This window comes from Cryobacterium adonitolivorans (assembly GCF_004402695.1).
In the GTDB taxonomy this organism is placed as follows: domain Bacteria; phylum Actinomycetota; class Actinomycetes; order Actinomycetales; family Microbacteriaceae; genus Cryobacterium; species Cryobacterium adonitolivorans.
Genome location: NZ_SOFL01000023.1, coordinates 30,168 through 46,996 on the forward strand (window position 1 = coordinate 30,168; position 16,829 = coordinate 46,996).

Genomic DNA, 16,829 nt, shown 5'->3' on the forward strand with positions numbered 1-16,829 from the left:
TATTGTCGAGGAATGACTTTCAACGACGACGCCAAGTACTCCGGCAAGGGAGTGCGCAAGTCGGGCCGCCGCACCGGCCTCGCAGTCGGTGGCGGAGGCCTGGGCCTCGTCGCCATCGTGCTGCTCTCCCAGCTGCTCGGGGTGGACCTCTCCGGCCTGATGGGCGGCGGCACCGACCCGAGTGGCCAGGACGAAACCACCGCACTGACGAACTGCCTCACCGGAGAAGACGCCAACACCGACGTGGAATGCCGGGTGGGCCTCACCCGCGACTCGCTCGAGGACTACTGGGCCGAGCAGGCGCCCGCCATGGGCATCAGTTACTCCTCGCCCATCATCCAGCTGTTCTCCGGCGGAGTCGACACCGGCTGCGGCGCGGCCACAAGCGCCGTCGGGCCGTTCTACTGCCCGGCCGACCAGCAGATCTACCTCGACACCGCGTTTTACGACACGCTGCGCACCGAGTTCGGCGCGACGGCGGGTCCGCTGTCCCAGCTCTACGTCGTGGGGCACGAGTGGGGCCACCACGTCCAGAACCGCGCCGGCACGTTCGCCAGCACCGACACGTCCCAGGCCGGACCCACCTCCGACGCCGTGCGCGTCGAGGTGCAGGCCGACTGCTTCGCCGGCGCCTGGCTGGGCTCGGCGGCCCAGACCACGGATGCCGAGGGCACCCGTCTGCTTGAACCGATCACCGAGGCCCAGATCGCGGATGCGCTCAACGCGGCGTCCGCCATCGGCGACGACCGCATCCAGGAGAAGACCCAGGGCCAAGTGAACCCGGAGACCTGGACCCACGGCTCCAGCGAGATGCGGCAGAGGTGGTTCCAGGCGGGGTACACGAACGGGGCAGAGGCTTGCGATACCTTCGCCGTGGCCGACGCCGAGCTGTAAGTCGAGCTGTAGAGCCGCTACTGGGGTTCGGTGAGATCGACGACGCGGCCCTTGGCGTCTGCCTTGACGACTTCGATGCCCTTGAGCGCGGCTGCCTTGGTCTGGTAGCTCTCTGAGGTCATCAGCACTTCACCGCTGTGGGTCTTGAGCTTGAAGACATAGCCACCGGATCGGTCTGCAGTCAATTCATACTTGCCGGACATGACACGCTCTCTTCGTCGAGATGGAACTCCGCCGGCTACGAGGCCGGTGGCGCAACCTTACCGCGCCCGGCCGGGTCGGCATCGCCGCGCAGGCCGAGCGCCGGCAACAGCACCCCGTCGATGAGCGTGATGAGGAAGTCCCGGTCGACGGGCTTTCGTTCGATGAGGGTGCGGTAGGCGGCCATCGACGGGGTCACCAGGCAAAGGGTGTCGATGTCGCACGCGGGCGAGATCTCGCCGCGGTCGACGGCCCGCTGCATGAGGAACCGGTTGGCCTCGGCCCGGGGCTTGACGATGGCGTTGTTGGCCGCGTGGGCCATCTCGGGCGTGGCAGAGAGCATCGACATCAGCCCGGCCATGATCTGCATCTTCTTCTCGGCGTCTTCGATGGAGCGTGGCTTGATCATCGCCACGAGGTCGCCGCGCAGGGTTCCGGTGTCGGGCAGGCGGGCCTGGTCCAGGTCGCCCAGCTTCATACAGGCAACCGCGTCGATGACGAGTTCGTTCTTCGACGGCCAGCGCCGGTACAGCGTGGCCTTGCCGGCCTTGGCACGGGTGGCGACCATGTCGATGGTCATGCCGTCGAAGCCGGTCTCGGCGAGCACTTCGAGCGCCGCGGCCAGGATCTCCGGGTCACGGGTGTGGTCGCGCTTGCGACCCAGCTTGGTTTCGACCGCGGTGCTATCGGCGACCGCGCCGGGTTCGAGCTGCGTCATTGCGGCGGCCTCCATTTCTGCGTTGTGGACCAATCCTGTACGCCTCCACATGTTACCGGGGCGTAAATTCAGGAACTGTTAAGATCCGGAACTCCACAGTATCGTATAGAGTCGCATTTATGCCTGAAACGATGCCAGCTTCCTCTCCCACGACGAGTACCCCCGTGTCACATTCCCGCCGGTGGTGGACCCTCAGTGTGGTCGCCCTCGCCCAGCTCATGGTCGTGCTCGACTCCACGGTCGTGAACATCGCGCTCCCCTCCGCCCAGGCCGACCTCGGCTTCTCCGACGGCGATCGCCAGTGGATCGTCACCGCCTACTCCCTCGCCTTCGCCAGCCTGCTGCTGCTCGGCGGCCGGCTCTCCGACCTGATGGGGCGCAAGCGCACCTTCATCATCGGCCTGATCGGGTTCGCCGTCGCCTCCGCGCTCGGCGGCGCGGCCGACACCTTCGGCTGGCTGGTCGCGGCCCGGGCCTTGCAGGGCGCGTTCGGCGCGCTGTTGGCCCCGACGGCCCTTGCCGTGCTCACCACCACCTTCACCATCCCCAAGGAGCGGGCCAGGGCCTTCGGCGTCTTCGGCGCGATCGCCGGTGCGGGCGGTGCGGTTGGCCTGCTCCTCGGCGGCTTCCTCACCGAGTACTTCGACTGGCGCTGGAACCTCTACATCAACGTGGTCATCGCCGTTGTTGGGGTAGTCGGCGCCGCGATCTTCGTCGACCACCTGCAGCGCACCGGCCCGCGGCCCAAGCTCGACATCCCCGGCACGATCCTGGTTTCGGCCGCGCTGTTCGGCCTGGTCTTCGGCTTTTCCAATGCCGAAACGGATGGCTGGGACTCGCCATTGACCTGGGGCATGCTCGCGGGCGCCGTGGTGTTACTCGTCGCGTTCGTGCTCTGGCAGCGGAGGGCGGCGCATCCGTTGCTGCCGCTGCCGATCGTGCTCGACCGCAACCGCGGTGCCGCCTACCTCTCGGTGATGATCGCCGGTGCGGGCATGTTCGGCATTTTCCTGTTCGTCACCTACTACCTGCAGACATCGCTCGGCTTCACGCCGATGCAGACCGGCTTCTCGTTCCTGCCGATGATCGCGATGCTCGTGCTCGCCGCGCAGCTGTCGACGAACATCTTCGTGCCGCGGTTCGGCCCCAAGGTCATGGTGCCGTTCGGCATGGCGCTGGGCGCGATCGGCATGGTCCTGCTCACCAATCTCAACCTCGACAGCACCTACGCCGCCAACGTGTTACCGCCGCTGATGGTCCTCGGCTTCGCGATGGGGTCGATCATGCCCGCCTCGATGCAGACCGCCACCCTCGGCGTCGACCGCCAGTTCGCCGGCGTCGCGTCGGCGATGGTGAACACCAGCCAGCAGGTCGGCGGCTCGATCGGCACGGCCCTGCTGAACACCCTGGCGGCCACCGCCGCGGCCGACTACATGGCGTCACACCTGCCCGCAACGGCCGAGGTGGCCGCCCAGGCCGCGGTGACCAGCTACGCCACCGCGTACTGGTGGGGCGCCGGCTTCTTCGCCGTCGGCGGCATCATTGCAGCGCTGCTCTTCCGCCGGATGGGCCACGGCCTGTCCCTGTCGAACGCGCACCTCGCCGCCGACGCCGAGCCGGTGGTCGCGCACTAGAGCCGGTCGGCGTCCAGGTCTGCCAGGGACGCCGGCTCGATCGCGACATCCGTCTTCTCGGAGCGCACGAAGGCGATACCGATCAGGATCAGGAGCCCGCCGGCCAACTGCGGAATGGTGAGTTGTTCACCCAGCAACAGCCAGGCGTAGAAGGTGGCGGCCACCACCTCGAGCAGGCCCACGAACGAGGCGAGCCTCGAGCCGAGCATCTCGCTGGCGGCGATGCTGGTGGAATAGGCGATGGCCGTGGCGACGATGCCGATGATGAGCACCGGCAGCCACCAGGGCACCGTGCCGCCGAACATCGCCACATCGGCGGTGGAGGTGGTGAAGGGCACCAGGCCGAACAGCCCCACCGCCCCCAGCAGCACGCCACCGAGCAGCAGGCCGAAGGCGGCCAGCGCCACGGCCGGCAGCCCCTCGCTGGGCTGCGCCGCCACGAGATAGTAGATGGCGCAGCCCACCATGGCGGTCAGCGCCAGCGTGAGTCCGAGCACGTCAAGCCGCGCCGCCCCACCCGGGTTCACCACGAGGATCAGTCCGGCAAGCGCCACGACCGAGCCGACAAGCACGACGCGCTTGGGCATCCGGCGGCTGCGCGCCCAGGCCCAGGCGACGAGCAACAGCGGGGCCATGTATTCGATGAGCACCGCGGTGCCCACCGGAATGCGCTCGATCGCGCCGAAGTAGGCCAGTTGGGTGCCGGCGACGCCGATGACCGCCATCGCGAGCACCCGCCAGCGGGCGCGCCACAGCGTCGCCCATCGGCCGTGCAGTGAGATGACGGCCACCGGGGCGAGCACGATGCCGCCGACCAGGACCCGCACTGTCACGGCCGCGGCGGGACTCCAGCCGCTCTCGAGCAGCGGCTTGGCGAGGGCTCCGGACAGGCCGAAGGTGGCAGCGGCGATGAGGGCGATGACCAGGCCGAGCGAGGTGGACGAGCGAGTCATGGGTCTCCAGGCGAAATGGGCAGGTCGACGGTGTCGGAGGTGTTGACCATGAAGATAGTATGGTCATGAGTAAGGAGTCAACTTGCATTTTGCCCCTGACACGGAGGCCAGTCTGGCGTTCACGGTCGACCTCGCCAATACGGTCGACGGCGCAACGAAAAGCGGGGTCGACGAGCTCGCTACGACCGCCCAGCTGACGGCGCTTCTCGTGATCCACCGGTTCTCCGGCCGCCTCGACCAGACCGAGACCGAACTGGCCGAGGTACGCGCCACCCGCGAGCGGTTGCGGCACGTCTGGCTCCTCGGCCGCGACGACGCCGCCCTGGAACTGAACACCATGCTGCAGAGCGCACGGGCCCTGCCCCGGCTGATGCGCCACGACGGCCTCGACTGGCACCTGCACGCCACCGATCCTGCAGCCCCGCTGGCCGAGCGCATCCGGGTGGAGGTGGCCCTGGCCCTGGTCGATGTGATCCGCACCGGCGAGACCGGCCGGCTGCGCGCCTGCGCCGCCGAGGACTGTACCGGAATTCTGGTGGATCTCTCCCGCAACTCCTCGAAGCGATTCTGCAGCATCCGTTGCGGCAATCGGATGAATACGATCGCGTTCCGGCAGCGTTCAGCGGGCTAAGTGGTCACGACGTCAGGGGTGTGGTCGGCGCAGGAACAACTGGCGCAGGGCGCGGATCAGCAGGATGAAGCCGACGAGCCCGATCGAGGCGCCGAGGAACGCGAACAGCCGCACGCCCGACACGAGGTCGGGGCCGGTGTCGGAGACCACCAGCAGGATGCCCAGGCTGACGGCGGTGATGCCGATCAGGACTCCCACGGCTTCGGTGACGACCGAGCCGATCCACCACCTGTCGTCCGGCTCGGCGAAGGCGCGGATCCGCACACTGAAGGTGCCCTTGGCCAGGGAGGAACTGATGGTTTCCAGCCGACGCGGTAGTCGACGCGCCGTGGCCTGCAACACGGCGGCCTGCGCCTGAAGCGAACCGAGAAGGCTCCTGGGCGTGACGAGCCGCCGCAGGAAATGCGGCACCCGGGCGAGCGCGGTTTCGACCATGTCGAAGTCGGGATCGAGGATGTCCAGGCAGCGTTCCAGGGTGATCAGCGAACGCAGCGCCTGTCCCAACGAGGTCGGGACGGCCAGGTGGTGGTCGCGGATGGTGTCGAGCACCGCGGCGAAGATCGAGCCGTTCGCGCTGTGCCGGGTCAGCGTGAGCACACGGCCCAGGTCGCGTTGCAGCGAAAGGATGTCGGCATCCGGCGGCGCCTCGACCACCAGGAGCAGGGCATCCGTCGTGGCGATATCGTCGTCGTTCGCCGCCGCGAGCAGCAGCGTCACCAGCCCCTCCCGCATGCTGCGCTCCAGCACACCCACGTTGCCGAAGTCGATCATGCCCAACCGGCCGTCCGCGCGCAGCATCAGGTTGCCGGGGTGCAGGTCGGCGTGGAAGATGCCCGTCACGACCACCTGTTCGAGGACCGCATCCAGCAGGGCCGCGGCGAGCGCCGCCCGGTCCTCCGGATCCATCCGGCCGAGCCGCTCCCCCGCGGCGTTCAGCGGAACGCCGTCGATGAGGTCCATGGTCAGCAGCCGACGGGAGCTTGCCACCGCGTACACCCGGGGCACCACGAGCACCTCGTTCTCCGCCGACGACGCCACCACGCTGCCGATCTGCTGGGTGCTGCTGAACTCGATGCGGTAGTCCAGCTCGTCCCGCAGGGACCGGCCGAAGCCCTCGGCCAACGCCACCACCCCGAAGTCGCGCCCCCAGCTCGTCTGGTTCTCGATGCGCTGGGCCAGCCTGACAATGATGTCGATGTCCGCGGCGACCTGGGCCGCCGCGGCCGGGCGCTGCACCTTGAGCACCACCCGGGTGCCGTCGAGCAGGGTCCCGGCGTGCACCTGGGCGACGGATGCCGCCGCGAGCGGTTGTGCGTCGACCTGGCTGAACACGGTCTCGAGCGGGCCGCCGATCTCGGTCTCGATCACCTGGCGGATGGCGGGCCACGGCAATGTCGCCGCACCGGACTGCAGCGACGCGAGCGCCTGGGTGTAGCTGACCGGCAACAGGTCCCGTCGGGTGGAGAGCAGCTGGCCGAGCTTCACGAAGGTGACACCGGCCTCGTTGATCGCCGAGACGAGGGCATCCGGGGCACGCCCGACCTTCTTGACTTCGCGGGGAGCGCCACCCGGCCTCTCGTTGAGGATCCAACCGATGCCGTGCTTGGAGAGCAGGGTGAGGATCTGCAGGTAGCGCTTGGTGCGCCGGCGCCGGTGCAGGGCCGCCCGGAACGCGTCGACCGGGTTGGCGGCCGTGGTGGGCCAGAGCGCTTCGGTGCCCACCAGAATGGCCATGCCGAACGCGAAGACCCAACCGAATGCGAGCGCCACGAAGAGCACCACGACCACGATCGGCGCTTTGGGCGTGCCGTCGGCGTCGATGACCTTGGCCTGGGTCGAGACGAAGTAGGCGAACGGCCAGCACCCCACGAAGACCAGCAGTCCCACCAGGAAGGTGCGCAGCCAGCCCACCGTGGTGCCGAGCAGTGAGCGGGTGGCGAATCCGATGGCGACGGAAAAAACGAGGGCGACCAGGACGATGACGACCCACGTCCAGAACGATTCCAACAATCCGTGCCCCGCAATCTCTCGCTGTTGGCGCTCAGGCTACCGCGCTCGTGCCACACTGGAACTGTCCCATCCCCCAGATTCAGGGTTCAACCAGTGAAGATCATCGTCGGTTGACGACTGGGAGATCCATGGCCACGGCCCACACTTCAACCATCGCCCTGACCGGCATCACCGCAGCCGTCGGCCGCGGCCGCACCGGACTGGTCGGCGCGCTCGGCTCCTATCGGGGAGGCCTGCTGGTCGTCAGCCACGACAAGACGAGTGAGTACCGCACCATGTCCCGGGGAGTTCCGCCCACGAGCTGCCGGGCCGGCATCAGCTCGTGGCGCTCGAAACCGGCGCGCTCGGCGGTGCGGGCGGAGCCGATGTTCCAGGGCTCCACGTAGAGTTCGAGCCGGGAAAGCCCCGGCAAGGTGGCGGCCCATCCGACCAGCGCCCCCAGCGCCGCGGCCGCGTGTCCCCGTCGGCGGGCGGTGGGGCGGATCCAGTAGCCCACGGTGGCGGAGCCGGCCGGGTTGGCGCGTGGCCACAGCCCGATCTGACCGACGGCCCGGTCGCCCTGTTCGGCGATAGCGAACGAGTAGCCCTCCCCGGTGCGGGAACGTTCGTGTTGCCGGGCGATGAACGCCAGCGCGGCAGCGTGATCGTCGGTGGCGGGCACGCTCGTGATGACTGGAATCAGCTCGTCCCCCGACGCTTCCTGGATCAGCGGCGCATCCGTGGCCCTGAACGCGCGGAGGGTGACGCCGACGCCCGGCAGAACCGGTAGCCGCAGGGTCACGCGGCGCTCCGGGCCAGGAGGGTGAATGCCGCCGTGGCTCGCGGGTTGTCGGCCGGACACTCGCTGCGGAATCGTCGGGTGGCCACGCCGGCCTCGTATGACGCGAATTCGATGTCGAAGCCCGACCCCAGTTGCATGGCCAGCCGCAAGGCCAGGCGGATGCCGGTGGCGGTGAACTCGCCGGCCAGCTCGGGGTCTCTCCAGCCGAAGTCCTCGGTCAACGCGTCGTAGTAGCCGATCTCCCAGCGGATCAGATCGGCGACCAGGGCGGGATCAAGCTGGGCGGCGGCGTACCCGACGGGATGGGGACACCAGAGCACCGTGCCGGCGTAGTCGGGCAGGAGGCGCACGAGCACCGCCGACGACCTCTCATAAAGATGCAAAATCGCGCTCCCCCCAGCGTGCTGACGTCATTCCCACATTCCCCGGTACCTACGATTTCAGGTGTGGACCGTCGGCGCAATTTTGGGCAGCAGCGCTGCTAGATTGCAGCGGGGGTTGATGATGACGAAAAAGACAGGGCCGCTCGCAGCCGTGCTCATGACGGCAGTGCTGCTGGGCGGCTGCACAGTGGCCGGCGTGAGCGAGCCGAGCGCCTCCCCCACCGCCACTGCAACCGCAACCGACCTGCACGACATGGCCGCCGGCACCGTCCTGGCGACCGGCACCTTCACCGTGTTCGCCGACGACACCGACACGATCCTGCCGCGCCCCGGGGTGGAGGGCGCGATCGAGGTGTACACGGATGACGGCCGGTTGACGGTGAGCCTGCTCAACCTCGAGGTCGGCCAGGTGCAGAACACCACCATCGTCGAGCTGAACGCCCTCGACAGCGACGCTACCGCAGAGGAATTCAGGGTGGCGACGAGCTATCTGGGCGACAGCGAGGTTGATGCGGTCACGAGGCAGACCTTTGACATCGAATACGGCAATGATCTGGTGACGACAGACCCCAGCTGGATGCGTACGGCGGTGATCTGGGAGCGGGTCGACGGGATCGGCACCCTCGGGCGCGCTTTGGCCACGGCCACGCTCACCTGGACGGTGCCCGACCAGCGCCCCGACCTGGCCGTGGCGGACGCCGGCTCGGGGAACCTGGCCCAGGGGGTGGTGCACTTCGACAGTGCCGGCACTCCCGCCGCCTATGTCGTCGCGCCCCTCGACGCCCTGGAGACCATCGCCGCCCGGTTCGCCATCACCGTCGAGGATCTCATCTGGTTGAACCCGATGCGCGGCGGGTCGGAGGCGCAGTCGGGCGAGACCCTCAACCTGAGCCGGTACGAACGCGGGCGTTAGCGTCCGCTGGTGCTGACCACCGGGGCGTCGCCACACGAGGAGGTCTGCGCCTCGGCGACCCGAGGGTCGTCCTGTGGGAGGGCGTCCGAGACGGCGGTGTAGCCGTTGATGGCGGCGAGCCCGTCTGGCGACACCGTGATTCCGGTGGCCATCAGGGAGTAGCTGTCGTCGCGGTTCTGGGTGACCTGGAGGCCGTTCAGCTCCAGGCCGCCATCGACCTCGAGGCACCCCACTCCGGTGCCGTTGTGGTGGGTGTTCTGCATGTCGAAGGTGTACGGCCGGGCATCCACGCCGATGGGGGTCACGAACTCGCAGTCCACGATCGCGTGCAGGGTGGCGCTGCGGCTGTCGTCGAGCACGGTCACCACCACACCGTTGTGCAGGGCCGCCGTCCAGCCGCTGTGCCGGCCGGGGCCGGCCAGGTCGTCGGCGAGGGCGAGCGTGGCGCCGGACGCCATGGTGATGCCGAAGGTGAACGGCGAGGTCGTCTCGTCGTACCACTCGGTGTCGTTCTCGCCGTCACCGTCAACGTCTGCGATCTCGGCGCTGACCGCTCCGGCCGGCATCGACTCGGCCGTGGCCGGGCAGCCCGCCGGCTCGGCGAGGGCGGGATCGGCCGACGAGTCCGGCGCCGCATCCGCGGAGTCGCCAGCCTCGGACGGCGTCACGGTGCCGGTCTGCGCCACGCCGGAGGCCCCGCACCCGGTCAGAGTGAGCGCCAGGAATCCGGCGGCGACGAGGAACCGACCGGCGATCTTGGTTTTCGAGTGAACGGTTGACATCAGCACGATGCTACCGACGTTGTCTGGGGGGCCTCCGTGTTTCGGGCCCGCTTTCGGAGGCGATTGCCAGCGTCGACTGTGGCCGGTGCCTGGAGAGACCCACAACGCCGTAGGCCGCAATTGCGCCGGCGATGACGAACGCGATCAGGGCATACAGCGGGGCCTCTGACGCCTCACCGAGCACGACGATGCCGATCCCGACGGCCACGAGGGGATCCACCACCGTGAGGCCGGCGATCACCAGGTTGGGCGGACCCGTGGAGTACGCGACCTGTACGAACACGCCGCCCACGATCGCCGCGGTGAGAACGCCTCCGACGCACAGCAGGGTGAGCAGTGACAGGTCTCCTGCCACCAACTGGGTGATGGTGAGTTTGGCCAGGGTGGCGACGAAGGCGTAGAGCACCCCGGCACCGAGCACGTAGGCCACGGCGGTGAGGCGGGCGCGAAGCAGCGTGAAGATGAGCCCACAGGCGATCAGGAGGATGCCCAGCAGGATCAGGATGATAACGACCTGGGGCGGCTGGATGGGCCGGTCGGTGGCGTACACGGCGGCGATGGAGACGAAGATCACGATGCCGCCCACCGAGAGGGCCACTGAGCGCAGCACGGTGCCGTCGAGCCTGGTGTGTGCGAGGCGGGAGTCCACCACAGTGGACAGCACCAGGGCGGCGACGCCGAGCGGCTGCACGACAAGCAGCGGAGCCAAACCGAGGCTGGTCAGCTGCAGCAGAATGGCGACGCCCAGGAGCAGAGTGCCGAGCAGCCAGGACGGTCGTCGCAGCAGGGCCAGCAGCTGGCCGATGCTCATTTTCTGCTGGTCGCCGGGGCGCAACAGAGAGGCCTTGCCCACGCCTCGGTGCTGCAACTGCGCGCCAAGGGCCAGGAACACCGTACCGGCCAGCGCGACGGCGATGCCGAGGTTCTTGCGGGCGACCGGGTCGAGAAACGACACCATTGCATCGGTGACTTCGGTGGGCATAAAGGACACGGGCACATCCAGACCTTATTTCAGTGCGGCCACCGGCGACAATTCGGGTGAGTCGCCGGATGGTCGGCGGCGGGTGTTAGCGTGCCCCCATGAAGCAGAAAGAGCTCTTCCTCCAGGCGGATGCCGCGTTGCGCTCCGTCATCGACCGGATCACCCCCGACCAGCTGAACTTGCCCGCCCCGGCCGACTGGGCGGCGACGCCCGACCCCACGGTGCGCGACCTGCTGGCCGCGCACTCCCGCGACGAGGCCTGGGTTCCCGACGTGCTGCTCGGCCGCACCATCGAGGACGCCGGCGGCACCTACGACGGCGACCTGCTCGGCGACGACCCGGTCGCCGCGTACGACCGGCTCAACGTCATGACCACCGCTGCCGTGCAGGAAGACCTGAACCCGGACAAGGTCGTGCACCTGAGCTACGGCGACTATCCGATCCGCGAGTACCTCGAGCACATCAGCATCTACCGGGCGTTCCAGGCCTGGTCCATTGCCCGCCACCTCGGTTGGGACTATTCGTTGCCGGCACCGTTGGTAGAGAGCCTCGAGGAGCTCATCGGCCCGCAGATCGACGGTTTCCGCGCGATGGGAGTGTTCCCGCCCGCGGTTGAGGTGCCGGACGACGCTGACCGGGAGACCCGGCTGCTGGGCGCGGTGGGCTACTGGGTACCCAAGGGCTGACCGGCCTCGACGGCCGACCGGGACCGACGCGCCTGGTCGGCCAGGGTGATGGCCACGACGAGCACGCAGACCGTCGCGACCAGGACCACCACAACGGTGACCCCCGTGGCCCCGGCGAGCAGCGGCACCAGCAGCACGAGAGCCGCCGCCGGCAGGATCACCACGGGCCGGATCTGCGACCTGGACATCAGAACCGCGTGCACGGCCCAGAGCAGCACGAGGAAGACCCCCACCGGCAGGGCCACCGCATAGCCCAGCGCCACTGGCGACACCTCCAGGCGGTGACCGGCCTCGGCCACCGCCACCTCGAGTCCGGCACCGAGGGCGGCGAGCGCGGCGAAGACGCCATAGTGGCCGTACCCCCACAGGAAGGAGCGACTGCGTTTGACGGAGAGCCCCTCCCCCGCCGGCTCGAGGAAGTAGAGCCACCAGATCGCGAACAGAGTCACCAGTGCCGCGGCGGACACGAGAACCAGGTCGCCACTCACGCCGCCCTCGCTCAGGGCATCCTGAACGCCGTAGGTGGCCGCCAGTACGCTCTCGCCGAGCACGATGATGGTGAACAGGCCGTATCGTTCACTGATGTGGTGCGGGTGCCAAAAGGTCATGCCGGTGCGCTCCGCCCAGAGCGGCACGGCCAGGTCGAGCGCCGCGAACAGGATGAATGAGAGCAGGCCGATCTGTTCGGGCAGGGCCAGTCGGGCCAGCCAGCCCAGCTGCACGAGGCTCACCCCCGCCGCATATCGCCAGGCCGTCACCCGGCTCTGCGGATGCTCGAAGCCGGCTCGCAGCCACTGGGCCACCAGGCCGATGCGCATGATGAGGTAGCCCAGCGTGATGGCGCGAAAGTCCTGCTCGGCGAACGCTGCCGGCACCCCGGCGGCGAGCACGAGCACACCACCCATCTGCAGCATAGTGAGCAGCCGATAGGGCACATCGTCGGTGTCGTAGGCCGACGCGAACCAGGTGAAGTTCATCCAGGCCCACCAAATGGCGAAGAACACCATCAGGAACGGGCCGATTTCCTCTGAGCCGTGGCCGCCCTCGATGCCGTGCGCCAGCTGCACCACCAGCTGCGCCACCGCCACCACGAAGGTGAGGTCGAACAGGAGCTCAAGTGGGCTGGCCACCCGGTGCGCCTCATCGGTGTCGCGCGCGCTCATGCGCCGGTGAGGTCTGAACCCGCCCGCATCCGTCATGCGGATAGCCTAGGGAAAAGTTACGGCTAGGAACGCACCAGCCGGGCGATTGCGTCGCCGGCTTCCTTGAGCTTGGCCTGGGCCTCGTCGCCGCCGACGGCCACGGCGTCGACGACGCAATGGCTGAGGTGATCGTTGAGCAGACCCAGGGCCACCGACTGCAGGGCGCTGGTCATGGCCGAGACCTGGGTCAGGATGTCGATGCAGTACTTGTCGTCGGAGACCATTCCCTGCAGACCGCGAGCCTGGCCCTCGATGCGGCGCAGGCGCTTGAGGTAATCGTCCTTATTGGAAATGTAGCCGTGCGGGCCGTCGTGGGTGTGGTCTGCGGTCGTCATTGTGCGCTCCTGGCTCTCGGCTGACCTTATACCCCCTCACCGTATCACGAACGTGCACTAGAGTACCGGGAGGGGGTATCCCCGCATTGCAACATCCGTATCGCAGGAGAAGGTTCGCATCATGGCTCAGACAGAAACCGTCACCGACTACCTCGTCACCGGCATGACCTGCGGCCACTGCGTGGCCAGCGTCATCGAGGAGGTGTCCCTGGTGCCGGGAGTCAGTGCGGTGACCGTCGACCTCGTCGTCGGGGCGACCAGCACCGTGCACGTGGCCAGCGCCGCGGAGCCCGCGCTATCCGACATTCGCGCCGCCATCGACGAAGCCGGCTACCAGCTGCAGGCCTCCGACGGCGCCGCTGCGTGAGCGAGCCCGTCGACCTCGTGGTCGGCGGCATGACCTGCGCCGCCCGCATCGAGAAAAAGCTCAAATGGTCGCTTCACAGGGCCGCAACTGACCACTCGCGGCGCACCCCCGGTGTCCTTAGCTGCGGGGCCGGCGGGTGCGCATGCTCAGCTGCACGGCCACCGCGGCGACCAACATCAGCACCACGGCAATGATCGAGGTGACGCCCACCCCGCTGTCGAACGCAGCCTTGGCGGACTCGGTGAGCGCGCGAGCCTCGGCGGCGGGCAGCTCGCCGGCCACGCCGAGCGCACCACCGAGGGTTTCGCCCGCCTGGGCGGCCGCGCCTCGGCCGAGTCCGTCCGGCAACACCACGCTGGCCCGGTAGGACGCCGCGAGGATCGCGCCGAGCACGGCCGTGCCGAGCACGGCACCGAGCTCGTAGGCGGTCTCGGAGACCCCCGCCGCGGCGCCGGCCTTGTCCGGCGGCACCGAGCTGAGGATGGTGTCGTTAGAGATCGTCTCCGCCGCACCGACGCCCACCGAGAGGATGCCGAAGGCCAGAACGACCACCCCGGCGGTGAGGTTCTCCCGCAGAATCACAATCAGGCCGAAGCCCACCGCGGAGAGCAGGATGCCTCCCACGATCACCAGGCGCGGCGGCACCCGCCGCACCACGTAGGCCGCGGCCAGGCCGGCCACAACCGACAGCACGGCCCCGGGCAACAGCAGGAGACCGGCGGCGAGCGGGTCGAGGCCGAGCACGAGCTGCAGGTGCTGTGACACGAAGAACAGGAAGCCGACCAGACTGAACACGGCCAGGAAGTTGGCCAGCACCGACCCGGCGAACGGGGCGTTTTGGAACAGGGTGAGGTCAAGCAGCGGGTTGTCGATCCGCAGCTGGCGGCGCAGGAACAGCGCCCCGGCGACCAGGCCCAGCACCAGCGCGCCGACGCCGAGCACGCCGACGCCGTCGTGGGTGAGGGTCTTGATCGCGAAGACGAGCGGGGCGAGGGTGAGCAGCGACAGGGCGACGCTGATCCCGTCGATGCGCAGCGGCGCCGGATCCTTCGATTCGGAGATGAGCAGCCCAGCGAGGGCGACGAGCGGCAGCAGGAACGGTACCGCGATGAGGAACACCGCGCCCCAGTGGAAGTGCTGGAGCACGACACCGCCGACGATGGGACCCAGGCTCGAGCCGGCCGCGAAGGCGCCGGCCCACACCGCGATGGCCAGGGTGCGCTGACGGGCATCCTGGAACAGGCTGCGCAGCAACGACAGCGTGGAGGGCATGATCATGGCGCCGAAGAAGCCCATCACCGCACGGGCGGCGATGAGCAGCTCGGCGGTAGGCGCGAACGCGGCCAGGACCGAGACCACGCCGAAGCCGGTGGCGCCGATCAGCAGCAGCCGGCGGCGGCCGACACGGTCGCCGAGGGTACCCATGGCCACGAGCAGCCCGGCGAGCACGAGGGGGTAGATGTCGACGATCCAGAGCAGCGTGGTGCTGCTCGGGCGCAGGTCGAGGCTGATCGCCGGCAGGGCGAAGCTGAGCACGGTGTTGTCCACCGAGATGAGCAGCACCGGCAGCATCAGCAGCACCAGGCCCAGCCATTCGCGGCGGCCGGCGCGGGGCACGGCTTCGGCCGTGAGGGTGCTGCTGTCGGTGGTGCGGATGTCGTCTGTGGTGCTCATGTCTACCTGGCTGGGGAATCGGGGTTCCGGAGAACGGCGAGTTTACTGCACCATTGGGTACAGCAGATTTAGACTATACCACCAAGTACAGTAAAGTGGCGATCATGGCCCAACACCGCGACAGCGCCCGCGAGAGCATCCTCACCGCGTTCCAGGAACTGCTCATCGACACGAGCGGCTCCGGCGCGTCGCTGGACGCCGTCGCCCGGGCGGCCGGCGTCACCAAGGGCGGGCTGCTCTACCATTTCGGCTCCCGCGACGGCCTGGAGACCGCACTCATCGATCGGCTCGAAACGCTGGCCGACGCCGAATACGAGCGGATGCGCGCGGCCCCGAAGGGCGCCGCCGCGTACTACGTGGCGATGGCGGAGTACGTCAACAGCCCGCTGGACCGGGCGACCCTGGCCGGCGGGACACTGGCCCGCCGCAACCCGCGCGCCCGTACCGTGATCGTGGACATGCGGCGGCGCTACTTCGGCATCCTCAACGACGACCTGCGCGACCCTGATCTCGCCCGCGCCACGATGCTCCTGGCCGACGGGCTCTACTACGACGCCACGACAATTGGCGAACCCTTCGAACACGAGCTGGACATCCCCGCGTTCCTGGCCCGGCTCACACCGCGAACCGTGAGTTAAGCACCACAAACTCAAGTTTTTCGGGGCTTAAGTCACAGCTCGCGGGAGGGGTCAGGCGGCCTGGGCGACCTCGGCGGCGGCGACCGCCCGGTAGAGGGACGCCAGGAGCAGGGGCAGCTGGTTGGCCGGCGCATCCGGGGCCTCTGGGTGCCACTGCACGCCGGTGATCGGGAGGGTGTGGTGCTCGACGGCCTCGACCAGGCCGTCGGGGGCGGTCGCCACGGGCGTCAGGCCCGCGCCGAGCCGGCCGACGCTCTGGTGGTGGGCGCTCTGCACCGAGATGCGGGTGTCGCCGAGTGCCGCGGCGAGGGTGCTGGTGGAGCGGAGGGCGACACCGTGGGTGGAGAGGATCTCGTCGATGGGGACGCCGACGTTGCGGTGGATGCCGTCGTCGATGTGCTGCACGAGGTCGCCGCCGAGGGCGACGTTGATGATCTGCAGTCCGCGGCAGATGCCGAGCACCGGGGTACCCCGGTCGGCGGCGCGCTGCACGAGCGCGATCTGGCCCGCGTCGGCGTCGACGAAGTGCGGCGTCTCGCCCACGTATCCGGCCTGTGCGCCATAGAAGCGCGGGTCGATGTCTTCGCCTCCGACGATCACGACGGCGTCGGCCGAGTCGGTGAGGTCGAGCAGCGCGGCGGGGTCGAGGTCGGCGGCGGCCAGGCGGACGACGGTCCAGCCGCCGTCGGTTCCGGCGTCGACGACCGTGGCGTTGAGGGTCTGCACCTTGGCGTGGTAATCCGGGCGATCGGGCCGGCTGCGGGTGACCTCGATGACGGCGAGGGTGGGCCGCTCGGGCAGCGACGGCGCGGTCTGCGGCAGGGCGGTCATGGTGGCGAGCTTCGTGGTGGTCATGACTCGCCTCCGTGACGGGATCGTGTGGTGGGGTTCGGGTGGTGCGGGTTCCAGTGTGCCCGAGCTGCACCATCGGCATCCGGCTCGCGGTAACAGGGCGCAACAGAGCCGGGGGTTCTATGCTCTACACGTCACCGCATCCGAGGAAGTGGACCAATGCAGCCCAGCCGCACGCGCAGACGACCGACAC

19 protein-coding genes are annotated in these 16,829 nt (G+C 68.8%); 7 read left to right on the forward strand and 12 right to left on the reverse strand.

All coding sequences use genetic code 11. The features are described 5' to 3' along the window. The first annotated feature begins 12 nt into the window (after positions 1-12). Positions 13-894 carry a KPN_02809 family neutral zinc metallopeptidase gene (gene ypfJ, locus E3O42_RS06875; RefSeq protein ID WP_134453232.1) on the forward strand — a complete coding sequence of 294 codons (882 nt, stop codon included), beginning with the start codon at positions 13-15 and terminating at the stop codon, positions 892-894. A gap of 17 nt (positions 895-911) precedes the next feature. Here ypfJ and E3O42_RS06880 read toward each other — a convergent pair whose 3' ends face one another. Next, positions 912-1,097 (reverse strand): YegP family protein, encoded by a 186-nt coding sequence (locus E3O42_RS06880; protein WP_134453233.1) that lies wholly within the window; start codon positions 1,095-1,097, stop codon positions 912-914. A gap of 35 nt (positions 1,098-1,132) precedes the next feature. Then, positions 1,133-1,813 carry a TetR/AcrR family transcriptional regulator gene (locus E3O42_RS06885; protein WP_134453234.1) on the reverse strand — a complete coding sequence of 227 codons (681 nt, stop codon included), beginning with the start codon at positions 1,811-1,813 and terminating at the stop codon, positions 1,133-1,135. A 164-nt stretch (positions 1,814-1,977) separates the two neighbouring features. Between E3O42_RS06885 and E3O42_RS06890 the strand changes: the two genes are divergently transcribed. Continuing rightward, positions 1,978-3,447 (forward strand): MFS transporter, encoded by a 1,470-nt coding sequence (locus tag E3O42_RS06890; RefSeq protein ID WP_241984687.1) that lies wholly within the window; start codon positions 1,978-1,980, stop codon positions 3,445-3,447. Here the strand turns inward: E3O42_RS06890 and E3O42_RS06895 are convergent. Further along, entirely contained in the window at positions 3,444-4,400 is a 957-nt protein-coding gene (locus tag E3O42_RS06895) for an EamA family transporter (RefSeq protein WP_134453236.1), read from the reverse strand. The two genes, E3O42_RS06890 and E3O42_RS06895, sit on opposite strands and share 4 nt — an antisense overlap. An 82-nt stretch (positions 4,401-4,482) precedes the next feature. Between E3O42_RS06895 and E3O42_RS06900 the strand changes: the two genes are divergently transcribed. Further along, the gene (locus E3O42_RS06900; RefSeq protein ID WP_134453237.1) at positions 4,483-5,031 is read left to right on the forward strand and encodes a CGNR zinc finger domain-containing protein; all 549 of its coding nucleotides are present in this window, start codon (positions 4,483-4,485) and stop codon (positions 5,029-5,031) included. Between the two features lie 12 nt (positions 5,032-5,043). Here the strand turns inward: E3O42_RS06900 and E3O42_RS06905 are convergent, their stop codons facing one another. The 3 genes from E3O42_RS06905 to E3O42_RS06915 all read right to left on the reverse strand — a co-directional run bounded on the left by E3O42_RS06905 (position 5,044) and on the right by E3O42_RS06915 (position 8,178). Continuing rightward, positions 5,044-7,038, reverse strand: a complete 1,995-nt coding sequence (locus E3O42_RS06905) for an ABC1 kinase family protein (RefSeq protein WP_206751223.1) — start codon at positions 7,036-7,038, stop codon at positions 5,044-5,046. 223 nt (positions 7,039-7,261) lie between these two features. After that, positions 7,262-7,822, reverse strand: a complete 561-nt coding sequence (locus E3O42_RS06910; protein ID WP_134453239.1) for a GNAT family N-acetyltransferase — start codon at positions 7,820-7,822, stop codon at positions 7,262-7,264. Then, entirely contained in the window at positions 7,819-8,178 is a 360-nt protein-coding gene (locus E3O42_RS06915) for a hypothetical protein (protein WP_134453240.1), read from the reverse strand. The genes E3O42_RS06910 and E3O42_RS06915 overlap by 4 nt, the downstream gene beginning before the upstream one ends. A gap of 148 nt (positions 8,179-8,326) precedes the next feature. Between E3O42_RS06915 and E3O42_RS06920 the strand changes: the two genes are divergently transcribed. Next, positions 8,327-9,118, forward strand: a complete 792-nt coding sequence (locus E3O42_RS06920) for a LysM peptidoglycan-binding domain-containing protein (RefSeq protein WP_134453241.1) — start codon at positions 8,327-8,329, stop codon at positions 9,116-9,118. Here the strand turns inward: E3O42_RS06920 and E3O42_RS06925 are convergent. Both E3O42_RS06925 and E3O42_RS06930 read right to left on the reverse strand, forming a co-directional pair. After that, positions 9,115-9,900, reverse strand: a complete 786-nt coding sequence (locus E3O42_RS06925; protein WP_134453242.1) for a hypothetical protein — start codon at positions 9,898-9,900, stop codon at positions 9,115-9,117. The genes E3O42_RS06920 and E3O42_RS06925 overlap by 4 nt on opposite strands. A gap of 10 nt (positions 9,901-9,910) precedes the next feature. Continuing rightward, positions 9,911-10,897, reverse strand: a complete 987-nt coding sequence (locus E3O42_RS06930; protein ID WP_241984688.1) for a DMT family transporter — start codon at positions 10,895-10,897, stop codon at positions 9,911-9,913. Positions 10,898-10,980: 83 nt separating this feature from the next. Between E3O42_RS06930 and E3O42_RS06935 the strand changes: the two genes are divergently transcribed. Then, complete coding sequence (locus E3O42_RS06935) at positions 10,981-11,568, forward strand: DinB family protein (protein WP_134453243.1); 588 nt, start codon at positions 10,981-10,983, stop codon at positions 11,566-11,568. Here E3O42_RS06935 and E3O42_RS06940 read toward each other — a convergent pair. Together E3O42_RS06940 and E3O42_RS06945 are read right to left on the reverse strand one after the other, a co-directional pair. Beyond that, positions 11,547-12,731, reverse strand: coding sequence for a low temperature requirement protein A (locus E3O42_RS06940; protein WP_134453244.1), 1,185 nt, complete (start codon positions 12,729-12,731; stop codon positions 11,547-11,549). The two genes, E3O42_RS06935 and E3O42_RS06940, sit on opposite strands and share 22 nt — an antisense overlap. Before the next feature lie 62 nt (positions 12,732-12,793). Beyond that, positions 12,794-13,105, reverse strand: coding sequence for a metal-sensitive transcriptional regulator (locus E3O42_RS06945; RefSeq protein ID WP_134453245.1), 312 nt, complete (start codon positions 13,103-13,105; stop codon positions 12,794-12,796). A gap of 121 nt (positions 13,106-13,226) precedes the next feature. Here E3O42_RS06945 and E3O42_RS06950 point away from each other — a divergent pair, with 121 nt between their 5' ends. Then, positions 13,227-13,472 carry a heavy-metal-associated domain-containing protein gene (locus E3O42_RS06950; RefSeq protein WP_134453246.1) on the forward strand — a complete coding sequence of 82 codons (246 nt, stop codon included), beginning with the start codon at positions 13,227-13,229 and terminating at the stop codon, positions 13,470-13,472. 117 nt (positions 13,473-13,589) lie between these two features. Here E3O42_RS06950 and E3O42_RS06955 read toward each other — a convergent pair whose 3' ends face one another. Beyond that, positions 13,590-15,146: an MFS transporter gene (locus E3O42_RS06955; protein WP_134453247.1), complete on the reverse strand. Its 1,557-nt coding sequence runs from the start codon at positions 15,144-15,146 to the stop codon at positions 13,590-13,592. 104 nt (positions 15,147-15,250) lie between these two features. Here E3O42_RS06955 and E3O42_RS06960 point away from each other — a divergent pair, with 104 nt between their 5' ends. After that, complete coding sequence (locus E3O42_RS06960; protein ID WP_134453248.1) at positions 15,251-15,784, forward strand: TetR/AcrR family transcriptional regulator; 534 nt, start codon at positions 15,251-15,253, stop codon at positions 15,782-15,784. Positions 15,785-15,835: 51 nt separating this feature from the next. Here the strand turns inward: E3O42_RS06960 and E3O42_RS06965 are convergent, their stop codons facing one another. After that, complete coding sequence (locus E3O42_RS06965) at positions 15,836-16,639, reverse strand: gamma-glutamyl-gamma-aminobutyrate hydrolase family protein (RefSeq protein ID WP_241984689.1); 804 nt, start codon at positions 16,637-16,639, stop codon at positions 15,836-15,838. Between the last annotated feature and the right edge of the window lie 190 nt (positions 16,640-16,829).

Coding starts and splice junctions, on each gene's coding strand:
- ypfJ (WP_134453232.1), top strand. CDS start 13: ATGACTTTCAACGACGACGCCAAGTACTCCGGCAAGGGAGTGCGCAAG.
- E3O42_RS06880 (WP_134453233.1), bottom strand. CDS start 1,097: ATGTCCGGCAAGTATGAATTGACTGCAGACCGATCCGGTGGCTATGTC.
- E3O42_RS06885 (WP_134453234.1), bottom strand. CDS start 1,813: ATGACGCAGCTCGAACCCGGCGCGGTCGCCGATAGCACCGCGGTCGAA.
- E3O42_RS06895 (WP_134453236.1), bottom strand. CDS start 4,400: ATGACTCGCTCGTCCACCTCGCTCGGCCTGGTCATCGCCCTCATCGCC.
- E3O42_RS06920 (WP_134453241.1), top strand. CDS start 8,327: ATGACGAAAAAGACAGGGCCGCTCGCAGCCGTGCTCATGACGGCAGTG.
- E3O42_RS06925 (WP_134453242.1), bottom strand. CDS start 9,900: ATGTCAACCGTTCACTCGAAAACCAAGATCGCCGGTCGGTTCCTCGTC.
- E3O42_RS06935 (WP_134453243.1), top strand. CDS start 10,981: ATGAAGCAGAAAGAGCTCTTCCTCCAGGCGGATGCCGCGTTGCGCTCC.
- E3O42_RS06940 (WP_134453244.1), bottom strand. CDS start 12,731: ATGAGCGCGCGCGACACCGATGAGGCGCACCGGGTGGCCAGCCCACTT.
- E3O42_RS06945 (WP_134453245.1), bottom strand. CDS start 13,105: ATGACGACCGCAGACCACACCCACGACGGCCCGCACGGCTACATTTCC.
- E3O42_RS06950 (WP_134453246.1), top strand. CDS start 13,227: ATGGCTCAGACAGAAACCGTCACCGACTACCTCGTCACCGGCATGACC.
- E3O42_RS06955 (WP_134453247.1), bottom strand. CDS start 15,146: ATGAGCACCACAGACGACATCCGCACCACCGACAGCAGCACCCTCACG.
- E3O42_RS06960 (WP_134453248.1), top strand. CDS start 15,251: ATGGCCCAACACCGCGACAGCGCCCGCGAGAGCATCCTCACCGCGTTC.
- E3O42_RS06965 (WP_241984689.1), bottom strand. CDS start 16,639: ATGACCACCACGAAGCTCGCCACCATGACCGCCCTGCCGCAGACCGCG.